General features: G+C 53.3%; 16 protein-coding genes. All 16 read left to right on the top strand.

The features are described from left to right. The first annotated feature begins 42 nt into the window (after window positions 1–42). The 16 genes from asnC (at window position 43) to pstS (ending at window position 16,598) form a co-directional block, all read left to right on the top strand. Window positions 43–501, top strand: coding sequence for a transcriptional regulator AsnC (gene asnC, locus ACWKXN_RS20415; protein ID WP_023333916.1), 459 nt, complete (start codon window positions 43–45; stop codon window positions 499–501). 90 nt (window positions 502–591) lie between these two features. Further along, window positions 592–1,041: an FMN-binding protein MioC gene (gene mioC, locus ACWKXN_RS20410; protein WP_023309786.1), complete on the top strand. Its 450-nt coding sequence runs from the start codon at window positions 592–594 to the stop codon at window positions 1,039–1,041. Window positions 1,042–1,415: 374 nt separating this feature from the next. After that, window positions 1,416–3,305 (top strand): tRNA uridine-5-carboxymethylaminomethyl(34) synthesis enzyme MnmG, encoded by a 1,890-nt coding sequence (gene mnmG / locus ACWKXN_RS20405; RefSeq protein ID WP_454544267.1) that lies wholly within the window; start codon window positions 1,416–1,418, stop codon window positions 3,303–3,305. A 106-nt stretch (window positions 3,306–3,411) separates the two neighbouring features. Next, window positions 3,412–4,035, top strand: coding sequence for a 16S rRNA (guanine(527)-N(7))-methyltransferase RsmG (gene rsmG, locus ACWKXN_RS20400; RefSeq protein WP_023309787.1), 624 nt, complete (start codon window positions 3,412–3,414; stop codon window positions 4,033–4,035). A gap of 616 nt (window positions 4,036–4,651) precedes the next feature. Continuing rightward, entirely contained in the window at window positions 4,652–5,032 is a 381-nt protein-coding gene (gene atpI / locus ACWKXN_RS20395; RefSeq protein WP_008500194.1) for a F0F1 ATP synthase subunit I, read from the top strand. Window positions 5,033–5,040: 8 nt separating this feature from the next. Next, complete coding sequence (atpB, locus tag ACWKXN_RS20390) at window positions 5,041–5,856, top strand: F0F1 ATP synthase subunit A (protein ID WP_023309789.1); 816 nt, start codon at window positions 5,041–5,043, stop codon at window positions 5,854–5,856. Window positions 5,857–5,905: 49 nt separating this feature from the next. Next, on the top strand, window positions 5,906–6,145 hold the full coding sequence (gene atpE, locus ACWKXN_RS20385) for a F0F1 ATP synthase subunit C (RefSeq protein ID WP_000429386.1): 240 nt from the start codon (window positions 5,906–5,908) through the stop codon (window positions 6,143–6,145). A 48-nt stretch (window positions 6,146–6,193) separates the two neighbouring features. Next, the gene (atpF, locus tag ACWKXN_RS20380; protein WP_014072436.1) at window positions 6,194–6,664 is read left to right on the top strand and encodes a F0F1 ATP synthase subunit B; all 471 of its coding nucleotides are present in this window, start codon (window positions 6,194–6,196) and stop codon (window positions 6,662–6,664) included. A gap of 14 nt (window positions 6,665–6,678) precedes the next feature. Then, window positions 6,679–7,212: a F0F1 ATP synthase subunit delta gene (atpH, locus tag ACWKXN_RS20375; protein ID WP_023309790.1), complete on the top strand. Its 534-nt coding sequence runs from the start codon at window positions 6,679–6,681 to the stop codon at window positions 7,210–7,212. 12 nt (window positions 7,213–7,224) lie between these two features. Continuing rightward, window positions 7,225–8,766 (top strand): F0F1 ATP synthase subunit alpha, encoded by a 1,542-nt coding sequence (atpA, locus tag ACWKXN_RS20370; protein ID WP_006808751.1) that lies wholly within the window; start codon window positions 7,225–7,227, stop codon window positions 8,764–8,766. Window positions 8,767–8,817: 51 nt separating this feature from the next. After that, window positions 8,818–9,681: a F0F1 ATP synthase subunit gamma gene (gene atpG, locus ACWKXN_RS20365; RefSeq protein ID WP_008500191.1), complete on the top strand. Its 864-nt coding sequence runs from the start codon at window positions 8,818–8,820 to the stop codon at window positions 9,679–9,681. A gap of 31 nt (window positions 9,682–9,712) precedes the next feature. Continuing rightward, window positions 9,713–11,095 (top strand): F0F1 ATP synthase subunit beta, encoded by a 1,383-nt coding sequence (gene atpD, locus ACWKXN_RS20360; protein ID WP_006177559.1) that lies wholly within the window; start codon window positions 9,713–9,715, stop codon window positions 11,093–11,095. A gap of 20 nt (window positions 11,096–11,115) precedes the next feature. Then, window positions 11,116–11,535, top strand: coding sequence for a F0F1 ATP synthase subunit epsilon (locus tag ACWKXN_RS20355; RefSeq protein ID WP_006177560.1), 420 nt, complete (start codon window positions 11,116–11,118; stop codon window positions 11,533–11,535). A 138-nt stretch (window positions 11,536–11,673) separates the two neighbouring features. Then, window positions 11,674–13,044: a bifunctional UDP-N-acetylglucosamine diphosphorylase/glucosamine-1-phosphate N-acetyltransferase GlmU gene (gene glmU, locus ACWKXN_RS20350; protein WP_033144363.1), complete on the top strand. Its 1,371-nt coding sequence runs from the start codon at window positions 11,674–11,676 to the stop codon at window positions 13,042–13,044. A 362-nt stretch (window positions 13,045–13,406) separates the two neighbouring features. Then, window positions 13,407–15,236 carry a glutamine--fructose-6-phosphate transaminase (isomerizing) gene (gene glmS, locus ACWKXN_RS20345; RefSeq protein ID WP_023309792.1) on the top strand — a complete coding sequence of 610 codons (1,830 nt, stop codon included), beginning with the start codon at window positions 13,407–13,409 and terminating at the stop codon, window positions 15,234–15,236. A gap of 321 nt (window positions 15,237–15,557) precedes the next feature. Beyond that, on the top strand, window positions 15,558–16,598 hold the full coding sequence (pstS, locus tag ACWKXN_RS20340; protein ID WP_008500186.1) for a phosphate ABC transporter substrate-binding protein PstS: 1,041 nt from the start codon (window positions 15,558–15,560) through the stop codon (window positions 16,596–16,598). Window positions 16,599–16,703 lie beyond the last annotated feature (105 nt).

Below are 16,703 nucleotides of genomic sequence, written 5' to 3'. Positions count from 1 at the left end.
CGCTAGAATAGAGTGATTCATTAATCTTCATAAGAAAAAGCTATGGAAAATTATCAGATCGACAATCTCGACCGCGGCATCCTGGAGGCGTTAATGGCCAATGCCCGTACCGCCTACGCCGAGCTGGCGAAACAGTTTGGCGTCAGCCCAGGAACCATTCACGTTCGCGTAGAGAAAATGAAACAGGCGGGGATCATTACCGGCGCACGCATCGACGTCAGTCCTAAACATCTGGGTTACGACGTCTGCTGCTTCATCGGCATCATTCTTAAAAGCGCCAAAGACTACCCTTCAGCCCTGGCGAAGCTGAACGCGCTGGATGAAGTCACCGAGGCGTATTACACCACCGGGCATTACAGCATCTTTATTAAAGTCATGTGCCGATCCATCGACGCCCTCCAGCAGGTACTTATCAACAAGATCCAAACAATCGATGAAATTCAGTCCACCGAGACGCTGATCTCCCTGCAAAACCCGATCATGCGTACCATCCGCCCGTGATCGGGCAAATTCATTCCCACATTTTCCACAGGTAGATCCCAGCTCGTTCACAGCGTACAATGGCCGTCTCTTTATCTGGGCGAGCGATCAATGGCGGACATTACCCTTATCAGCGGCAGCACCCTTGGTGGTGCGGAATACGTAGCGGAACACCTGGCTGAAAAGCTGGAAGATGCGGGCTTTTCTACTGAAACCCTGCACGGTCCGTTGCTTGAAGATCTCCCGACTGACGGGGTCTGGCTGCTGATCACCTCCACGCACGGCGCGGGCGATCTGCCGGATAACCTGCAACCTTTATATGACGAACTGCTGGAACAGCAGCCCGACCTGTCAAACGTCCGTTTTGGCGCGGTGGGGATCGGCAGTCGTGAATATGACACCTTTTGCGGGGCAATAGAGAAAGTTGAAGCCGCTGTTACCTCTTGTGGAGCAAAACAGCTGGGTGAAACGCTCAAGATCAACATCCTCGATCATGACATTCCGGAGGATCCAGCCGAGATCTGGCTCGCGGAATGGAAAAATTTACTCAAAAACGATTAAAGATCGCGCGAACAGATGTGGATAACTCTGGTTAAAAGCTCGTATTAACCCGTAGTTATCCAAAGGACAACTGTTGTATCGTTTTTGACCTGTGTATAAAGTCGCGATCTGATCCCAGCTTATACTGTCCAGGATCACCGATCATTCACAGCAAACGATCCTTTCTAACTGCATGATCTTCTTTATGAGATCGGACTTATCCACACATGTTCGCGATCCTAATAAGAGATCACAATAGAACAGATCTCTAAATAAAAAGATCTTCTTTTTAATAGCCCAGGATCCCAATGCTTTCTCGAAAGACTAAAGTTGAGTAGAATCCACGGCCCGGGCTTCAATCCATTTTCATACCGCTTTACGCGAGGCAGACCACCATGTTTTATCAGGATCCTTTTGACGTCATCATCATTGGCGGGGGTCATGCAGGCACTGAGGCCGCAATGGCCGCAGCGCGTATGGGTCAGCAGACCCTGCTTTTGACACACAATATCGACACGCTGGGACAAATGTCCTGTAATCCGGCGATTGGCGGCATTGGGAAAGGACACCTGGTAAAAGAAGTGGATGCTCTTGGCGGCCTGATGGCGAAAGCGATCGATCATGCTGGCATCCAGTTTAGGATACTAAACGCGAGTAAAGGTCCCGCTGTGCGTGCGACCCGTGCCCAGGCAGACCGCGTGCTTTACCGTCAGGCTGTGCGTACCGCCCTGGAGAACCAGCCGAACCTGATGATCTTCCAGCAGGCGGTTGAAGATCTTATCGTTGAGAACGATCGCGTCGTGGGCGTCGTGACCCAGATGGGTCTCAAATTCCGTGCGAAAGCCGTGGTGCTGACCGTGGGCACCTTCCTGGACGGTAAAATTCATATCGGTCTGGATAACTACAGCGGTGGCCGTGCCGGCGATCCGCCGTCTATTCCACTGTCTCGCCGTCTGCGTGAACTGCCGCTGCGCGTCAGCCGCCTGAAAACCGGCACGCCGCCGCGTATTGATGCGCGGACCATTGATTTCAGCGTGCTGGCGCAACAGCACGGTGATAACCCCATGCCGGTTTTCTCGTTCATGGGCAATGCGGCACAGCATCCTCAGCAGGTACCGTGCTATATCACGCATACCAACGAGAAAACCCATGACGTGATCCGCAATAACCTCGATCGCAGCCCCATGTATGCCGGCGTGATCGAAGGGATCGGCCCACGCTACTGCCCGTCGATCGAAGACAAAGTGATGCGCTTTGCCGATCGTAACCAGCACCAGATCTTCCTGGAGCCGGAAGGGCTGACCTCAAACGAAATTTACCCGAACGGCATCTCCACCAGCCTGCCGTTCGATGTACAGATGCAAATTGTTCGCTCAATGCAGGGGATGGAGAATGCGAAAATCGTTCGTCCCGGCTACGCTATTGAGTACGATTTCTTCGATCCACGCGACCTGAAGCCAACCCTGGAAAGCAAATTCATCCACGGTCTGTTCTTCGCGGGGCAGATCAACGGCACTACCGGCTACGAAGAAGCGGCTGCACAGGGCCTGCTTGCCGGTCTGAACGCCGCACGCTTCTCCGCTGAGAAAGAGGGCTGGGCACCAGGCCGTTCTCAGGCGTATCTGGGCGTGCTGGTTGACGATCTCTGCACGCTGGGTACCAAAGAGCCGTACCGTATGTTTACCTCTCGCGCGGAATATCGCCTGATGCTGCGCGAAGATAACGCCGACCTGCGCCTGACCGAAATGGGCCGCGAGCTGGGTCTGGTCGATGACGAACGCTGGGCGCGCTTCAACGAAAAGCTGGAGCGCATTGAACAGGAACGTCAGCGCCTGAAAACCACCTGGGTGAATCCGCAGGCGGAAACCGCTGCCGAAGTAAACGCTCACTTAACCGCGCCGCTGTCGCGCGAAGCCAGCGGGGAAGATCTGCTGCGCCGTCCTGAAGTCACCTACGAGAACCTGGTCAAACTGACCGCGTTCGCGCCTGGCCTGGAAGACGCTGAAGCGGCAGAGCAGGTTGAGATCCAGGTGAAGTACGAAGGTTACATCGCGCGTCAGCAGGATGAGATCGAAAAACAGCAGCGTAACGAAAACACGCTGCTGCCGGAAATGCTGGACTACCGCCAGGTGACGGGGCTTTCCAACGAAGTGATCGCCAAGCTGAACGATCACAAACCGGTATCGATCGGCCAGGCATCCCGTATCTCCGGCGTCACGCCTGCGGCGATTTCGATTCTGCTGGTCTGGCTGAAAAAGCAGGGCATGCTGCGCCGCAGCGCGTAATGCCAGAACATTGCCCGGTGGCGCTGCGCTTACCGGGCCAGATGAACCCGTAGGGCGGGTAAGCGAAGCGCCACCCGCCATCTAAGTTTTCCAACAGGTATTCACCGTGCTCAACAAACTCTCTCGTCTGCTGGATCAGGCAGGTATTTCGCTCACCGATCACCAGAAAAATCAGCTGGTGGCCTATGTCGATATGCTGAACAAATGGAACAAAGCGTACAACCTGACCTCAGTACGTGACCCCAACGAGATGCTGGTACGCCATATTCTCGATAGCATCGTGGTTGCCCCGTGGCTGAAAGGTGAGCGTTTCATCGACGTGGGGACGGGACCAGGTTTACCGGGCGTTCCGCTGTCGATTGTTCGCCCTGAGAGCCACTTCACGCTGCTGGACAGCCTCGGCAAGCGCGTGCGCTTTTTACGTCAGGTACAGCATGAGCTGAAGCTTGAGAACATCACGCCCGTGCAGAGCAGGGTAGAGGAGTTCCCGGCAGAGCCGCCGTTTGACGGGGTTATCAGCCGCGCGTTTGCTTCACTCAATGACATGGTGAGCTGGTGTAAGCACTTGCCTGCAGAGAATGGCCGCTTTTATGCGCTGAAAGGGCAGTTGCCAGGCGATGAAATTGAACAGCTCCCGGACGGTTTTGCTGTTGAATCCATCGAGAAATTACACATTCCTCAGCTCGATGGGGAGCGTCATCTGGTGATAATTAAGCCAAACAATTTTTAAAAAATTAATAAAAAATGTGGAATTTGTGCTGTTCTTCGCATGTTAAAAAACAGCACAAAGACAGAGGATTTACCGGCGGGCTTTTAACCTCTTTTTCACTAAGGTTTTTCTTATGGTTAACCTGGCGACTTTTATTCACCGAGAAGATAGTCATCTGTGAAAATATAAGTCTGCTAAAAGTGGAAGGCAGTAACCAGAACGCAATGTTAATTATTTATTAAGAATGTCAATAAAACGTTTTTATTGTGTACTGGGCTGTTTTGAAAATAGTTACGGCATTTTGCGTTTAATTTCATAAAGATAAATTTGCGCGATTTGCGCCTTTGATAAATACAACCTTATCGCAAATGTGTGTTTTGTGATCTCGTGCACGCTTTATCGCCAACGTTTTCGCGCTGTTTGCAGTTTTGGTCGAAGGTTGACGCTTTAAGCGAAAGTTAAAAAATAGCGGTGGGGAAAAATATTTAAACATTTATTCACCTTTTCGCTACTTAATGTTTGAAATCACGGGTGCGCACCGTATAATTTGACCGCTTTTTGATGCTTGACTCTGAGCCTTAAAGGACGTTTTATACGACACGCGGCATACCTCGAAGGGAGCAGGAGTAAAAACGTGATGTCTGTGTCGCTCTTGAGTAGAAACGTTGCTCGTAAGCTTCTGTTCATTCAGTTTCTGGCTGTGATAGCAAGTGGACTGCTGTTTAGCCTCAAAGACCCCTTCTGGGGCATCTCCGCCGTGTGCGGGGGTTTGGCGGTTGTGCTGCCAAACGTGTTGTTTATGATTTTTGCCTGGCGTCATCAGGCGCATACACCCGCCAAAGGCCGCGTGGCCTGGTCCTTCGCCCTCGGCGAAGTGTGTAAGGTGTTGCTGACCTTTGCTCTACTGGTGATGGCGCTGGCGGTTTTGAAAGTGGTCTTCATGCCGCTGATAGCAACGTGGGTTTTGGTGCTGGTGGTACAAGTTCTGGCTCCAGCTGTAATCAATAACAAAGGGTAAAAGGCATCATGGCTTCAGAAAATATGACGCCGCAGGATTACATAGGTCACCATCTGAATAACCTTCAGCTGGACCTGCGTACATTCTCGCTGGTGGATCCACATAACCCCCCGGCCACCTTCTGGACGATCAACATCGACTCCATGTTCTTCTCGGTGGTTTTGGGTCTTCTGTTCCTGGCCATGTTCCGCGGTGTTGCTAAACGAGCGACCAGCGGTGTACCAGGGAAATTCCAGACTTTCATCGAAATGATCATCGGCTTCGTCCATGGCAGCGTCAAAGACATGTACCATGGTAAGAGCAAGCTGATTGCTCCGCTGGCCCTGACCGTGTTCGTTTGGGTCTTCCTGATGAACCTGATGGACCTGCTGCCAATCGATCTGCTGCCGTTTATCGGCGAGCACATCTTCGGCCTGCCTGCGCTGCGTGTTGTACCGTCTGCGGACGTGAACATCACCCTGTCGATGGCGCTGGGCGTATTTATCCTGATTCTTTTCTACAGCATCAAAATGAAAGGCGTAAGCGGCTTTGTGAAAGAGCTTACCTTGCAGCCGTTCAACCACTGGGCGTTTATTCCGGTCAACCTGATCCTGGAAGGCGTTAGCCTGCTGTCCAAACCTGTTTCACTGGGTCTGCGACTGTTTGGCAACATGTATGCGGGTGAGCTGATTTTCATTCTGATCGCGGGTCTTCTGCCGTGGTGGTCACAGTGGATTCTGAATGTGCCATGGGCCATTTTCCACATCCTGATCATTACGCTGCAAGCCTTTATCTTCATGGTTCTGACGATCGTCTATCTGTCGATGGCGTCTGAAGAGCACTGATTTTTTACCAACACTACTACGTTTTAATTGAAACAAACTGGAGACTGTCATGGAAAACCTGAATATGGATCTGCTGTACATGGCTGCCGCTGTGATGATGGGTCTGGCGGCTATCGGTGCTGCGATCGGTATCGGCATCCTCGGGGGCAAATTCCTGGAAGGCGCAGCGCGTCAACCTGATCTGATTCCTCTGCTGCGTACTCAGTTCTTTATCGTTATGGGTCTGGTGGATGCTATCCCAATGATCGCTGTAGGTCTGGGTCTGTACGTGATGTTTGCTGTCGCGTAGTAGTAGTTTTAAAACCCTAAGCCACAGAAATTAAAGAGGTATTGTGCTGTGAACATGAACGCAACAATCCTCGGCCAGGCCATCGCGTTTATTCTCTTTGTCTGGTTCTGCATGAAGTATGTATGGCCGCCTTTAATGGCTGCCATCGAAAAACGTCAGAAAGAAATTGCTGACGGTCTGGCTTCCGCAGAACGCGCTAAGAAAGATTTGGACCTTGCACAGGCCAACGCGACAGACCAGCTGAAAAAAGCGAAAGCTGAAGCTCAGGTAATCATTGAACAGGCTAACAAACGCCGTTCTCAGATCCTGGACGAAGCCAAAGCTGAAGCAGAACAGGAACGTACTAAGATCGTGACACAGGCTCAGGCAGAAATTGATGCTGAGCGTAAACGTGCTCGTGAAGAACTGCGTAAGCAGGTTGCGATTCTGGCTGTTGCTGGCGCCGAGAAGATCATCGAACGTTCCGTGGATGAAGCTGCTAACAGCGACATCGTGGACAAACTTGTCGCTGAACTGTAAGGAGGGAGGGGCTGATGTCTGAATTTGTTACGGTAGCTCGCCCCTACGCCAAAGCAGCTTTTGACTTTGCTGTCGAACACCAAAATGTCGATCGCTGGCAGGATATGCTGGCGTTTGCCGCTGAGGTGACGAAAAACGAACAAATGGCTGAGTTGCTTTCCGGTGCGTTAGCACCTGAAACTCTCGCCGCGTCGTTTATCGCCGTGTGCGGAGAGCAACTGGATGCCAACGGCCAGAACCTGATTAAGGTGATGGCAGAAAATGGTCGTCTCCGTGTGCTCCCGGATGTTCTCGAGCAGTTTGAGCACTTACGTGCCCTTAGTGAAGCAACCGCTGAAGTTGAAGTGACTTCTGCGACTGAACTGAGTAATGAACAGCTTGCGAAAATCACCGCCGCGATGGAAAAACGTCTGTCACGCAAAGTTAAGCTGAATTGCAAAATCGATAAGTCTGTAATGGCAGGCGTAATCATCCGTTCGGGTGATATGGTCATTGATGGCAGCGTACGCGGCCGTCTTGAACGCCTTGCAGACGTCTTGCAGTCTTAAGGGGACTGGAGCATGCAACTGAATTCCACCGAAATCAGCGAACTGATCAAGCAGCGCATTGCTCAGTTCAGTGTTGTGAGTGAAGCTCACAACGAAGGTACTATTGTTTCTGTAAGTGATGGTGTTATCCGCATCCACGGCCTGGCCGATTGTATGCAGGGTGAGATGATTTCCCTGCCGGGTAACCGTTACGCTATCGCACTGAACCTGGAGCGCGACTCCGTAGGTGCAGTTGTGATGGGTCCATACGCTGACCTCGCCGAAGGCATGAAGGTTAAGTGTACTGGCCGTATTCTGGAAGTGCCGGTTGGCCGTGGCCTGCTGGGTCGCGTTGTTAACACCCTGGGTGCGCCAATCGACGGTAAAGGTCCGGTTGAGCACGATGGCTTCTCCCCAATCGAAGTTATCGCACCAGGCGTTATCGACCGTCAGTCCGTAGATCAGCCTGTTCAGACAGGTTATAAGTCCGTTGATGCCATGATCCCAATCGGTCGTGGTCAGCGTGAACTGATCATCGGTGACCGTCAGACCGGTAAAACCGCGATGGCTATCGACGCCATCATCAACCAGCGTGACTCCGGCATCAAATGTGTGTACGTGGCCATCGGCCAGAAAGCGTCCACCATTTCTAACGTGGTTCGTAAACTGGAAGAGCACGGCGCACTGTCTAACACCATCGTTGTGGTAGCAACTGCGTCTGAATCTGCTGCACTGCAATACCTGGCGCCATATGCCGGTTGCGCAATGGGCGAATACTTCCGTGACCGCGGTGAAGATGCACTGATCGTATACGATGACCTGTCTAAACAGGCTGTTGCTTATCGTCAGGTTTCCCTGCTGCTCCGTCGTCCACCTGGACGTGAAGCGTTCCCTGGCGACGTATTCTACCTCCACTCTCGTCTGCTGGAGCGTGCTTCCCGCGTTAACGCGGAATACGTCGAGAACTTCACCAAAGGTGAAGTGAAGGGTAAAACGGGCTCTCTGACCGCTCTGCCGATCATTGAAACCCAGGCGGGTGACGTTTCTGCGTTCGTTCCGACTAACGTAATCTCCATTACCGATGGTCAGATCTTCCTGGAAACCAACCTGTTTAACTCCGGTATCCGTCCGGCGGTTAACCCGGGTATCTCCGTATCCCGTGTTGGTGGTGCTGCTCAGACCAAGATCATCAAGAAACTGTCCGGTGGTATCCGTACCGCGCTGGCACAGTATCGTGAACTGGCTGCGTTCTCTCAGTTCGCATCCGATCTGGACGAAGCAACCCGTAAACAGCTGAGCCACGGTCAGAAAGTGACCGAGCTGCTGAAGCAGAAACAGTACGCACCAATGTCTGTTGCTCAGCAGGGCCTGGTACTGTTCGCGGCTGAACGCGGTTACCTCGAAGATGTGGAACTGGCGAAAATCGGTAGCTTCGAAGCCGCTCTGCTGGCTTACGTCGACCGTGATCACGCTCCGCTGATGCAAGAGATCAACCAGACCGGTGGCTATAACGACGAAATCGAAGGCAAGCTGAAAGCTATCCTCGATTCCTTCAAAGCAACCCAATCCTGGTAATCGTCCGGCGGCTTGTCTCAGGACAAGCCGCCTGGCATTGAGGAGAAGCTCATGGCCGGCGCAAAAGAGATACGTAGTAAGATCGCAAGCGTCCAGAACACGCAAAAGATCACTAAAGCGATGGAGATGGTCGCCGCTTCCAAAATGCGTAAATCGCAGGATCGCATGGCGGCCAGCCGTCCTTATGCAGAAACCATGCGCAAAGTGATTGGTCACCTTGCGAACGGTAATCTGGAATATAAGCACCCTTACCTGGAAGAACGCGACGTTAAGCGCGTGGGCTACCTGGTGGTGTCGACCGACCGTGGTCTGTGTGGCGGCTTGAACATTAACCTGTTCAAAAAACTGCTGGCGGATATGAAAGCATGGTCTGAAAAAGGCGTTCAGTGCGATATCGCAATGATCGGCTCTAAAGGCGTCTCTTTCTTTAACTCCGTTGGTGGCAACATTGTCGCTCAGGTGACCGGTATGGGTGATAACCCGTCCCTGTCCGAACTGATCGGCCCGGTTAAAGTGATGTTGCAGGCCTATGATGAAGGCCGTCTGGACAGACTGTACGTTGTCAGCAACAAATTCATTAACACCATGTCTCAGGTTCCAACGCTCACTCAGATGCTGCCGTTACCGGCATCAGAAGATGACGAGCTGAAGCAAAAAGCCTGGGATTACCTGTATGAACCCGATCCGAAACCGCTGCTGGATACCCTGCTGCGTCGTTACGTTGAATCTCAGGTTTATCAGGGCGTTGTAGAAAACCTGGCCAGCGAGCAGGCCGCACGAATGGTGGCGATGAAAGCCGCGACCGATAATGGCGGCAGCCTGATTAAAGAGCTGCAGTTGGTTTACAACAAAGCTCGTCAGGCCAGCATTACTCAGGAACTCACCGAGATCGTCTCGGGGGCCGCCGCGGTTTAACCAGGTTTACGAATTACGTAGAGGATTCAAGATGGCTACTGGAAAGATTGTCCAGGTAATCGGCGCCGTGGTGGACGTCGAGTTCCCTCAGGACGCCGTACCACGCGTGTACGACGCGCTTGAGGTACAGAATGGTAACGAGAGCCTGGTGCTGGAAGTTCAGCAGCAGCTCGGCGGCGGTATCGTGCGTACCATCGCGATGGGTTCTTCCGACGGTCTGCGTCGTGGTCTGGAAGTCAAAGACCTTGAGCACCCGATCGAAGTCCCGGTAGGTAAAGCAACACTGGGTCGTATCATGAACGTATTGGGTCAGCCAATCGACATGAAAGGCGACATCGGTGAAGAAGAGCGTTGGGCTATCCACCGCGCAGCACCTTCCTACGAAGAGCTGTCAAGCTCTCAGGAACTGCTGGAAACCGGTATCAAAGTTATCGACCTGATGTGTCCGTTCGCGAAGGGCGGTAAAGTCGGTCTGTTCGGTGGTGCGGGTGTTGGTAAAACCGTAAACATGATGGAGCTGATCCGTAACATCGCGATCGAGCACTCCGGTTACTCCGTGTTTGCGGGCGTAGGTGAACGTACTCGTGAGGGTAACGACTTCTACCACGAAATGACCGACTCCAACGTTCTGGACAAAGTATCCCTGGTTTACGGCCAGATGAACGAGCCACCTGGAAACCGTCTGCGCGTTGCGCTGACCGGTCTGACTATGGCTGAGAAATTCCGTGACGAAGGCCGTGACGTTCTGCTGTTCGTTGATAACATCTATCGTTACACCCTGGCCGGTACGGAAGTATCTGCACTGCTGGGTCGTATGCCTTCAGCGGTAGGTTATCAGCCTACGCTGGCGGAAGAGATGGGTGTTCTTCAGGAACGTATCACCTCTACCAAAACCGGTTCTATCACCTCCGTTCAGGCGGTATACGTACCTGCGGATGACTTGACTGACCCATCTCCAGCAACCACCTTTGCGCACTTAGATGCAACCGTGGTACTGAGCCGTCAGATCGCGTCTCTGGGTATCTACCCGGCCGTTGACCCGCTGGACTCCACCAGCCGTCAGCTGGATCCACTGGTTGTTGGTCAGGAACACTACGACACCGCGCGTGGCGTACAGTCCCTGCTGCAGCGTTACCAGGAACTGAAAGACATCATCGCCATCCTGGGTATGGATGAACTGTCTGAAGAAGACAAACTGGTGGTAGCACGTGCGCGTAAGATCCAGCGCTTCCTGTCCCAGCCGTTCTTCGTTGCGGAAGTATTCACCGGTTCTCCGGGTAAATACGTTTCCCTGAAAGACACCATCCGTGGCTTTAAAGGCATCATGGAAGGCGAATACGATCACCTGCCGGAGCAGGCGTTCTACATGGTTGGTTCCATCGACGAAGCCGTGGAAAAAGCCAAAAAACTTTAACGCCTTAATCGGAGGGTGATATGGCAATGACTTACCACCTGGACGTCGTCAGCGCAGAGCAACAAATGTTCTCTGGTCTGGTCGAGAAAATCCAGGTAACGGGTAGTGAAGGTGAACTGGGTATTTTCCCGGGTCACGCACCGCTGCTCACCGCCATTAAGCCTGGTATGATCCGCATCGTTAAACAGTTCGGTCACGAAGAGTTTATCTATCTCTCCGGCGGCATTCTTGAAGTGCAGCCTGGCAGTGTGACCGTTCTGGCCGATACCGCTATCCGTGGACAGGATCTCGACGAAGCGCGAGCCCTGGAATCGAAGCGTAAGGCTGAAGAGCACATTAGCAGCTCTCATGGTGACGTGGATTACGCTCAGGCGTCTGCGGAGCTGGCCAAAGCGATCGCGAAACTGCGCGTTATCGAGTTGACCAAAAAAGCGATGTAACACCGGCTTGAAAAGCACAAAAGCCAGTCTGGATACCAGGCTGGCTTTTTTTTTCGGCCTTAATTCATGATGAAAAAGATGTAGAATTTTAAGCATCAAACGTTTTTACTTCACACTCAAACTACCGTCAGGATGCGTATGTCAAACAGTGCGATGAGCGTGGTGATCCTTGCCGCTGGCAAAGGGACCCGCATGTATTCCGATCTGCCTAAGGTGCTCCACACGCTTGCAGGAAAGCCAATGGTGCAGCATGTCATTGATGCAGCGAACGAACTGGGTGCCGGTCAGGTCCACCTGGTCTACGGCCACGGCGGCGATCTGCTTAAAAAGACGCTGAGCGATGACAAGCTCAACTGGGTGCTTCAGGCCGAACAGCTGGGCACAGGCCATGCGATGCAGCAGGCTGCGCCTTTCTTTGCGGATGACGAAGACATTTTGATGCTCTACGGCGATGTCCCGCTGATCTCCGTTGAAACCCTGACTCGCCTGCGTGAAGCCAAACCGCAGGGCGGTATCGGTTTGTTGACCGTCGTGCTGGACGATCCAAGCGGTTATGGCCGCATCACCCGTGAAAACGGCAACGTCACGGGTATTGTTGAGCATAAAGATGCCAGCGACGAACAGCGCCAGATTCAGGAGATCAACACCGGTATTCTGATTGCCAGTGGCGCGGACATGAAGCGCTGGCTGTCTCAGCTCAACAACAACAACGCACAGGGTGAATTCTACATCACCGACATCATTGCGATGGCGTACCAGGAAGGACGTGAGATTGCGGCGGTTCATCCGGCGCGCATCAGCGAAACCGAAGGGGTGAATAACCGTCTTCAGCTTTCCCGCCTGGAGCGCGTTTATCAGTCCGAGCAGGCCGAAAAACTGCTGCTGGCGGGCGTGATGCTGCGCGATCCGGCGCGTTTCGATCTGCGTGGTTCGTTATCTCACGGTCGTGACGTTGAAATTGATACGAACGTTATCCTCGAAGGTCACGTCACGCTGGGCAATCGCGTTAAAATTGGCGCCGGCTGCGTGATTAAAAACAGCGTCATCGGCGACGATTGCGAAATCAGCCCGTACAGCGTGGTAGAAGATGCTCGTCTGGATGCGGCCTGTACCATCGGCCCGTTTGCGCGTCTGCGCCCGGGCGCTGAGCTGCTGGAAGGCGCTCACGTGGGTAACTTCGTGGAAATGAAAAAAGCGCGTCTGGGTAAAGGCTCGAAAGCCGGTCATCTGACCTATCTGGGCGACGCGGAAATTGGCAATAACGTGAATATTGGTGCAGGGACTATTACCTGTAACTATGACGGCGCGAATAAGTTTAAAACCATCATCGGTGACGACGTGTTCGTTGGCTCCGATACGCAGCTGGTGGCGCCTGTTACCGTGGGTAACGGGGTGACTATCGCCGCCGGAACAACCGTTACGCGCGATGTGGCCGAGAACGAGCTGGTGTTAAGCCGCGTGCCGCAGGTCAGCAAGCAGGGCTGGAAACGCCCGGTGAAGAAAAAGTAACGGATTTACCCCTCACCCTAACCCTCTCCCCACAGGGGAGAGGGGATCGTTCGGTGCGGTGTTTTTCTCCCTCGCCCCTTTGGGGAGAGGGCCGGGGTGAGGGGATAATATAATCCTCCCCCCACAAGCAGTACCCATAAAAATAACCCCACTCTCTACAAGGCTCGGGGTGCCCGGAAAGGGCGTTACCCAAAGGATTTCGCGTTGTGGCAAGGCGGCAAGCGTATGAGTCCATGGGAGCTTACTTAAGTAAGTGACCGTGGCGAGTACGAGAAGCCAACGCAGCCGCAGCGTGAAAGACGCAGGGAAAATACAGGTCAGCGACAACGCAGGCATAATGCCTAAATTCGGAATCTAAAATTATGTGTGGAATTGTTGGCGCAGTTGCGCAGCGTGATATTGCTGAAATCCTTCTCGAAGGTTTACGTCGTCTGGAATACCGTGGTTATGACTCAGCCGGTCTGGCTGTCGTCGATGCAGAAGGTCATATGACCCGTCTGCGTCGTCTCGGTAAAGTGCAGATGCTGGCCCAGGCCGCGGAAGAACATCCGCTGCACGGTGGTACCGGTATTGCGCACACCCGCTGGGCGACGCACGGCGAACCGTCTGAAGGTAACGCGCACCCGCATGTGTCTGAACACATCGTGGTCGTGCACAACGGCATTATCGAAAACCACGAACCGCTGCGTGAAGAACTTAAAGCGCGCGGCTACACCTTCGTCTCTGAAACTGACACCGAAGTGATTGCTCACCTGGTGCACTGGGAGCTGGAGCAGGGCGGTACACTGCGTGATGCGGTGCTGCGTGCTATCCCTCAGCTGCGCGGTGCGTACGGTACGGTGATCATGGATTCCCGCGATCCGTCCACATTGCTGGCCGCGCGTTCCGGTAGCCCGATGGTTATCGGTCTGGGCATGGGCGAAAACTTCATCGCTTCTGACCAGCTGGCGCTCCTGCCGGTCACTCGTCGCTTTATCTTCCTCGAAGAGGGTGATATCGCGGAAGTGACCCGTCGCAGCGTGACCGTCTTCGATACCAAAGGCGAGCAGGTGAAACGTCAGGAGATCGAATCGAATCTGCAGTACGACGCGGGCGACAAAGGCGCTTACCGTCACTACATGCAGAAAGAGATTTACGAGCAGCCAAACGCCATCAAAAACACGCTGACCGGGCGTATCAGCCACGGTGAAGTGGATCTGAGCGAGCTGGGCGCAAACGCGAACGAACTGCTCGGCAAGGTCGAACATATTCAGATCGTGGCCTGCGGCACCTCCTACAACTCCGGTATGGTTTCTCGCTACTGGTTTGAATCCCTGGCGGGCGTGCCGTGCGATGTGGAAATCGCGTCTGAATTCCGCTATCGCAAATCCGCGGTGCGTCGTAACAGCCTGATGATCACCCTTTCCCAGTCCGGCGAAACGGCGGATACGCTGGCAGCGCTGCGTCTGTCTAAAGAGCTGGGTTACCTGGGCTCGCTGGCTATCTGTAACGTTCCTGGCTCATCGCTGGTGCGTGAGTCCGATCTGGCGCTGATGACCAAAGCGGGCACAGAAATCGGTGTGGCCTCCACCAAAGCGTTTACCACTCAGCTGACCGTTCTGCTGATGCTGGTGGCGAAGCTTGCGCGTCTGAAAGGTGAAGATGCGTCCGTTGAGCACGACATCGTTCACGGCCTGCAGGCGCTGCCGAGCCGTATTGAGCAGATGCTGTCTCAGGACAAACGCATTGAAGCGCTGGCGGAAGATTTCTCTGACAAACATCACGCCCTGTTCCTGGGTCGTGGCGATCAGTATCCGATTGCACTGGAAGGCGCGCTGAAGCTGAAAGAGATCTCCTACATTCACGCTGAAGCCTATGCGGCTGGCGAGCTGAAGCACGGCCCGCTGGCGCTGATTGACGCGGATATGCCGGTCATCGTTGTGGCACCAAACAACGAACTGCTGGAAAAACTGAAGTCTAACATCGAAGAAGTGCGCGCCCGCGGCGGCGTTCTGTACGTCTTCGCCGACAAAGATGCCGGTTTTGTCAGCAACGACAACATGCATATCATCGAGATGCCGCATGTGGAAGAGGTGATTGCACCAATCTTCTACACCGTTCCGCTGCAGCTTCTGGCCTATCACGTTGCGCTGATCAAAGGCACCGACGTTGACCAGCCGCGTAACCTGGCGAAATCGGTTACCGTAGAATAATCCCTTCAGGCTCCACCTTCGGGTGGAGCCTTTTTATCCTGCCCGGCTTGTTTTTAATCAATCCTTTCTCGTTTTTAATAATGACATTTTGTCATCTTCAGCTACTTTTTTCAGTGTCACATAAAGAAAATATTTCTGAAAACCTCTTGTCATAAAAGCGGCTAACGCGATGAAAAATAAGCTTTCTTTTGCTTGTTTTTAAGTGAAATTTACGTTGTCATAAAACTGTCATAATTCGTACATTTATCTGTCACCTGTTTGTCCTATTTTGCTCATCGTAGCCACTAAACAACGATTTACGAAAATCTTGCAGGAGACATTATGAAAGTTATGCGTACCACTGTCGCAACTGTTGTCGCCGCGACCTTATCTCTGAGCGCGTTCTCTGTATTTGCAGAAGCAAGCCTGACTGGCGCTGGTGCAACCTTCCCTGCGCCGGTGTATGCCAAATGGGCGGATACCTACCAGAAAGAAACCGGTAACAAGGTTAACTATCAGGGTATCGGCTCCTCCGGTGGCGTTAAACAAATTACCGCGAACACTGTTGATTTCGGCGCATCAGACGCTCCGCTGTCTGATGACAAACTGGCTCAGGAAGGCCTGTTCCAGTTCCCTACCGTGATCGGCGGTGTGGTTCTGGCCATCAACCTGCCGGGCGTGAAGTCGGGTGAGCTGGTGCTGGACGGCAAAACGCTGGGTGACATCTACCTGGGCAAAATCAAAAAATGGGATGACGAAGCGATCGCTAAACTCAACCCAGGCCTGAAGCTGCCTTCTCAGAACATCGCCGTGGTTCGCCGCGCGGATGGTTCCGGTACCTCTTTCGTGTTCACCAGCTACCTGGCAAAAGTGAACGAAGAGTGGAAATCTAAAGTCGGCTCCGGCTCTACCGTTAACTGGCCAACCGGTCTGGGCGGTAAGGGTAACGACGGTATCGCCGCGTTCGTACAGCGTCTGCCTGGCTCAATTGGTTACGTAGAGTATGCGTACGCTAAGCAGAACAACCTGTCCTACACCAAACTGGTTTCAGCCGACGGCAAACCGGTTAGCCCGACCGAAGAGAACTTTGCTAACGCGGCGAAAGGCGCTGACTGGAGCAAATCCTTCGCGCAGGATCTGACTAACCAGAAAGGCGAAGGTGCATGGCCAATCACCTCTACCACCTTCATCCTGGTTCACAAAGAGCAGAAGAAACCTGAGCAGGGCGCCGAAGTGCTGAAGTTCTTCGACTGGGCGTACAAAAACGGCGGCAAACAGGCTAACGCCCTGGATTACGCCACCCTGCCGGACAACGTGGTTGAGCAGATTCGCGCTGCATGGAAAACCAACGTGAAAGACAGCAGCGGTAAAGCGCTGTACTAACAGGATATATTTAACGAAGATGGCGGGTGGCGCTGCGCTTACCCGCCCTACGGTTTAAGCTGTAGGCCCGGTAAGCGTCAGCGCCACCGGGCATATTCGTAAAAA

This window comes from Enterobacter sp. UPMP2060 (assembly GCF_053709655.1).
The sequence above is the reverse complement of the archived record's forward strand: the minus strand, read 5'-3'. Positions and strand labels throughout refer to the sequence as shown.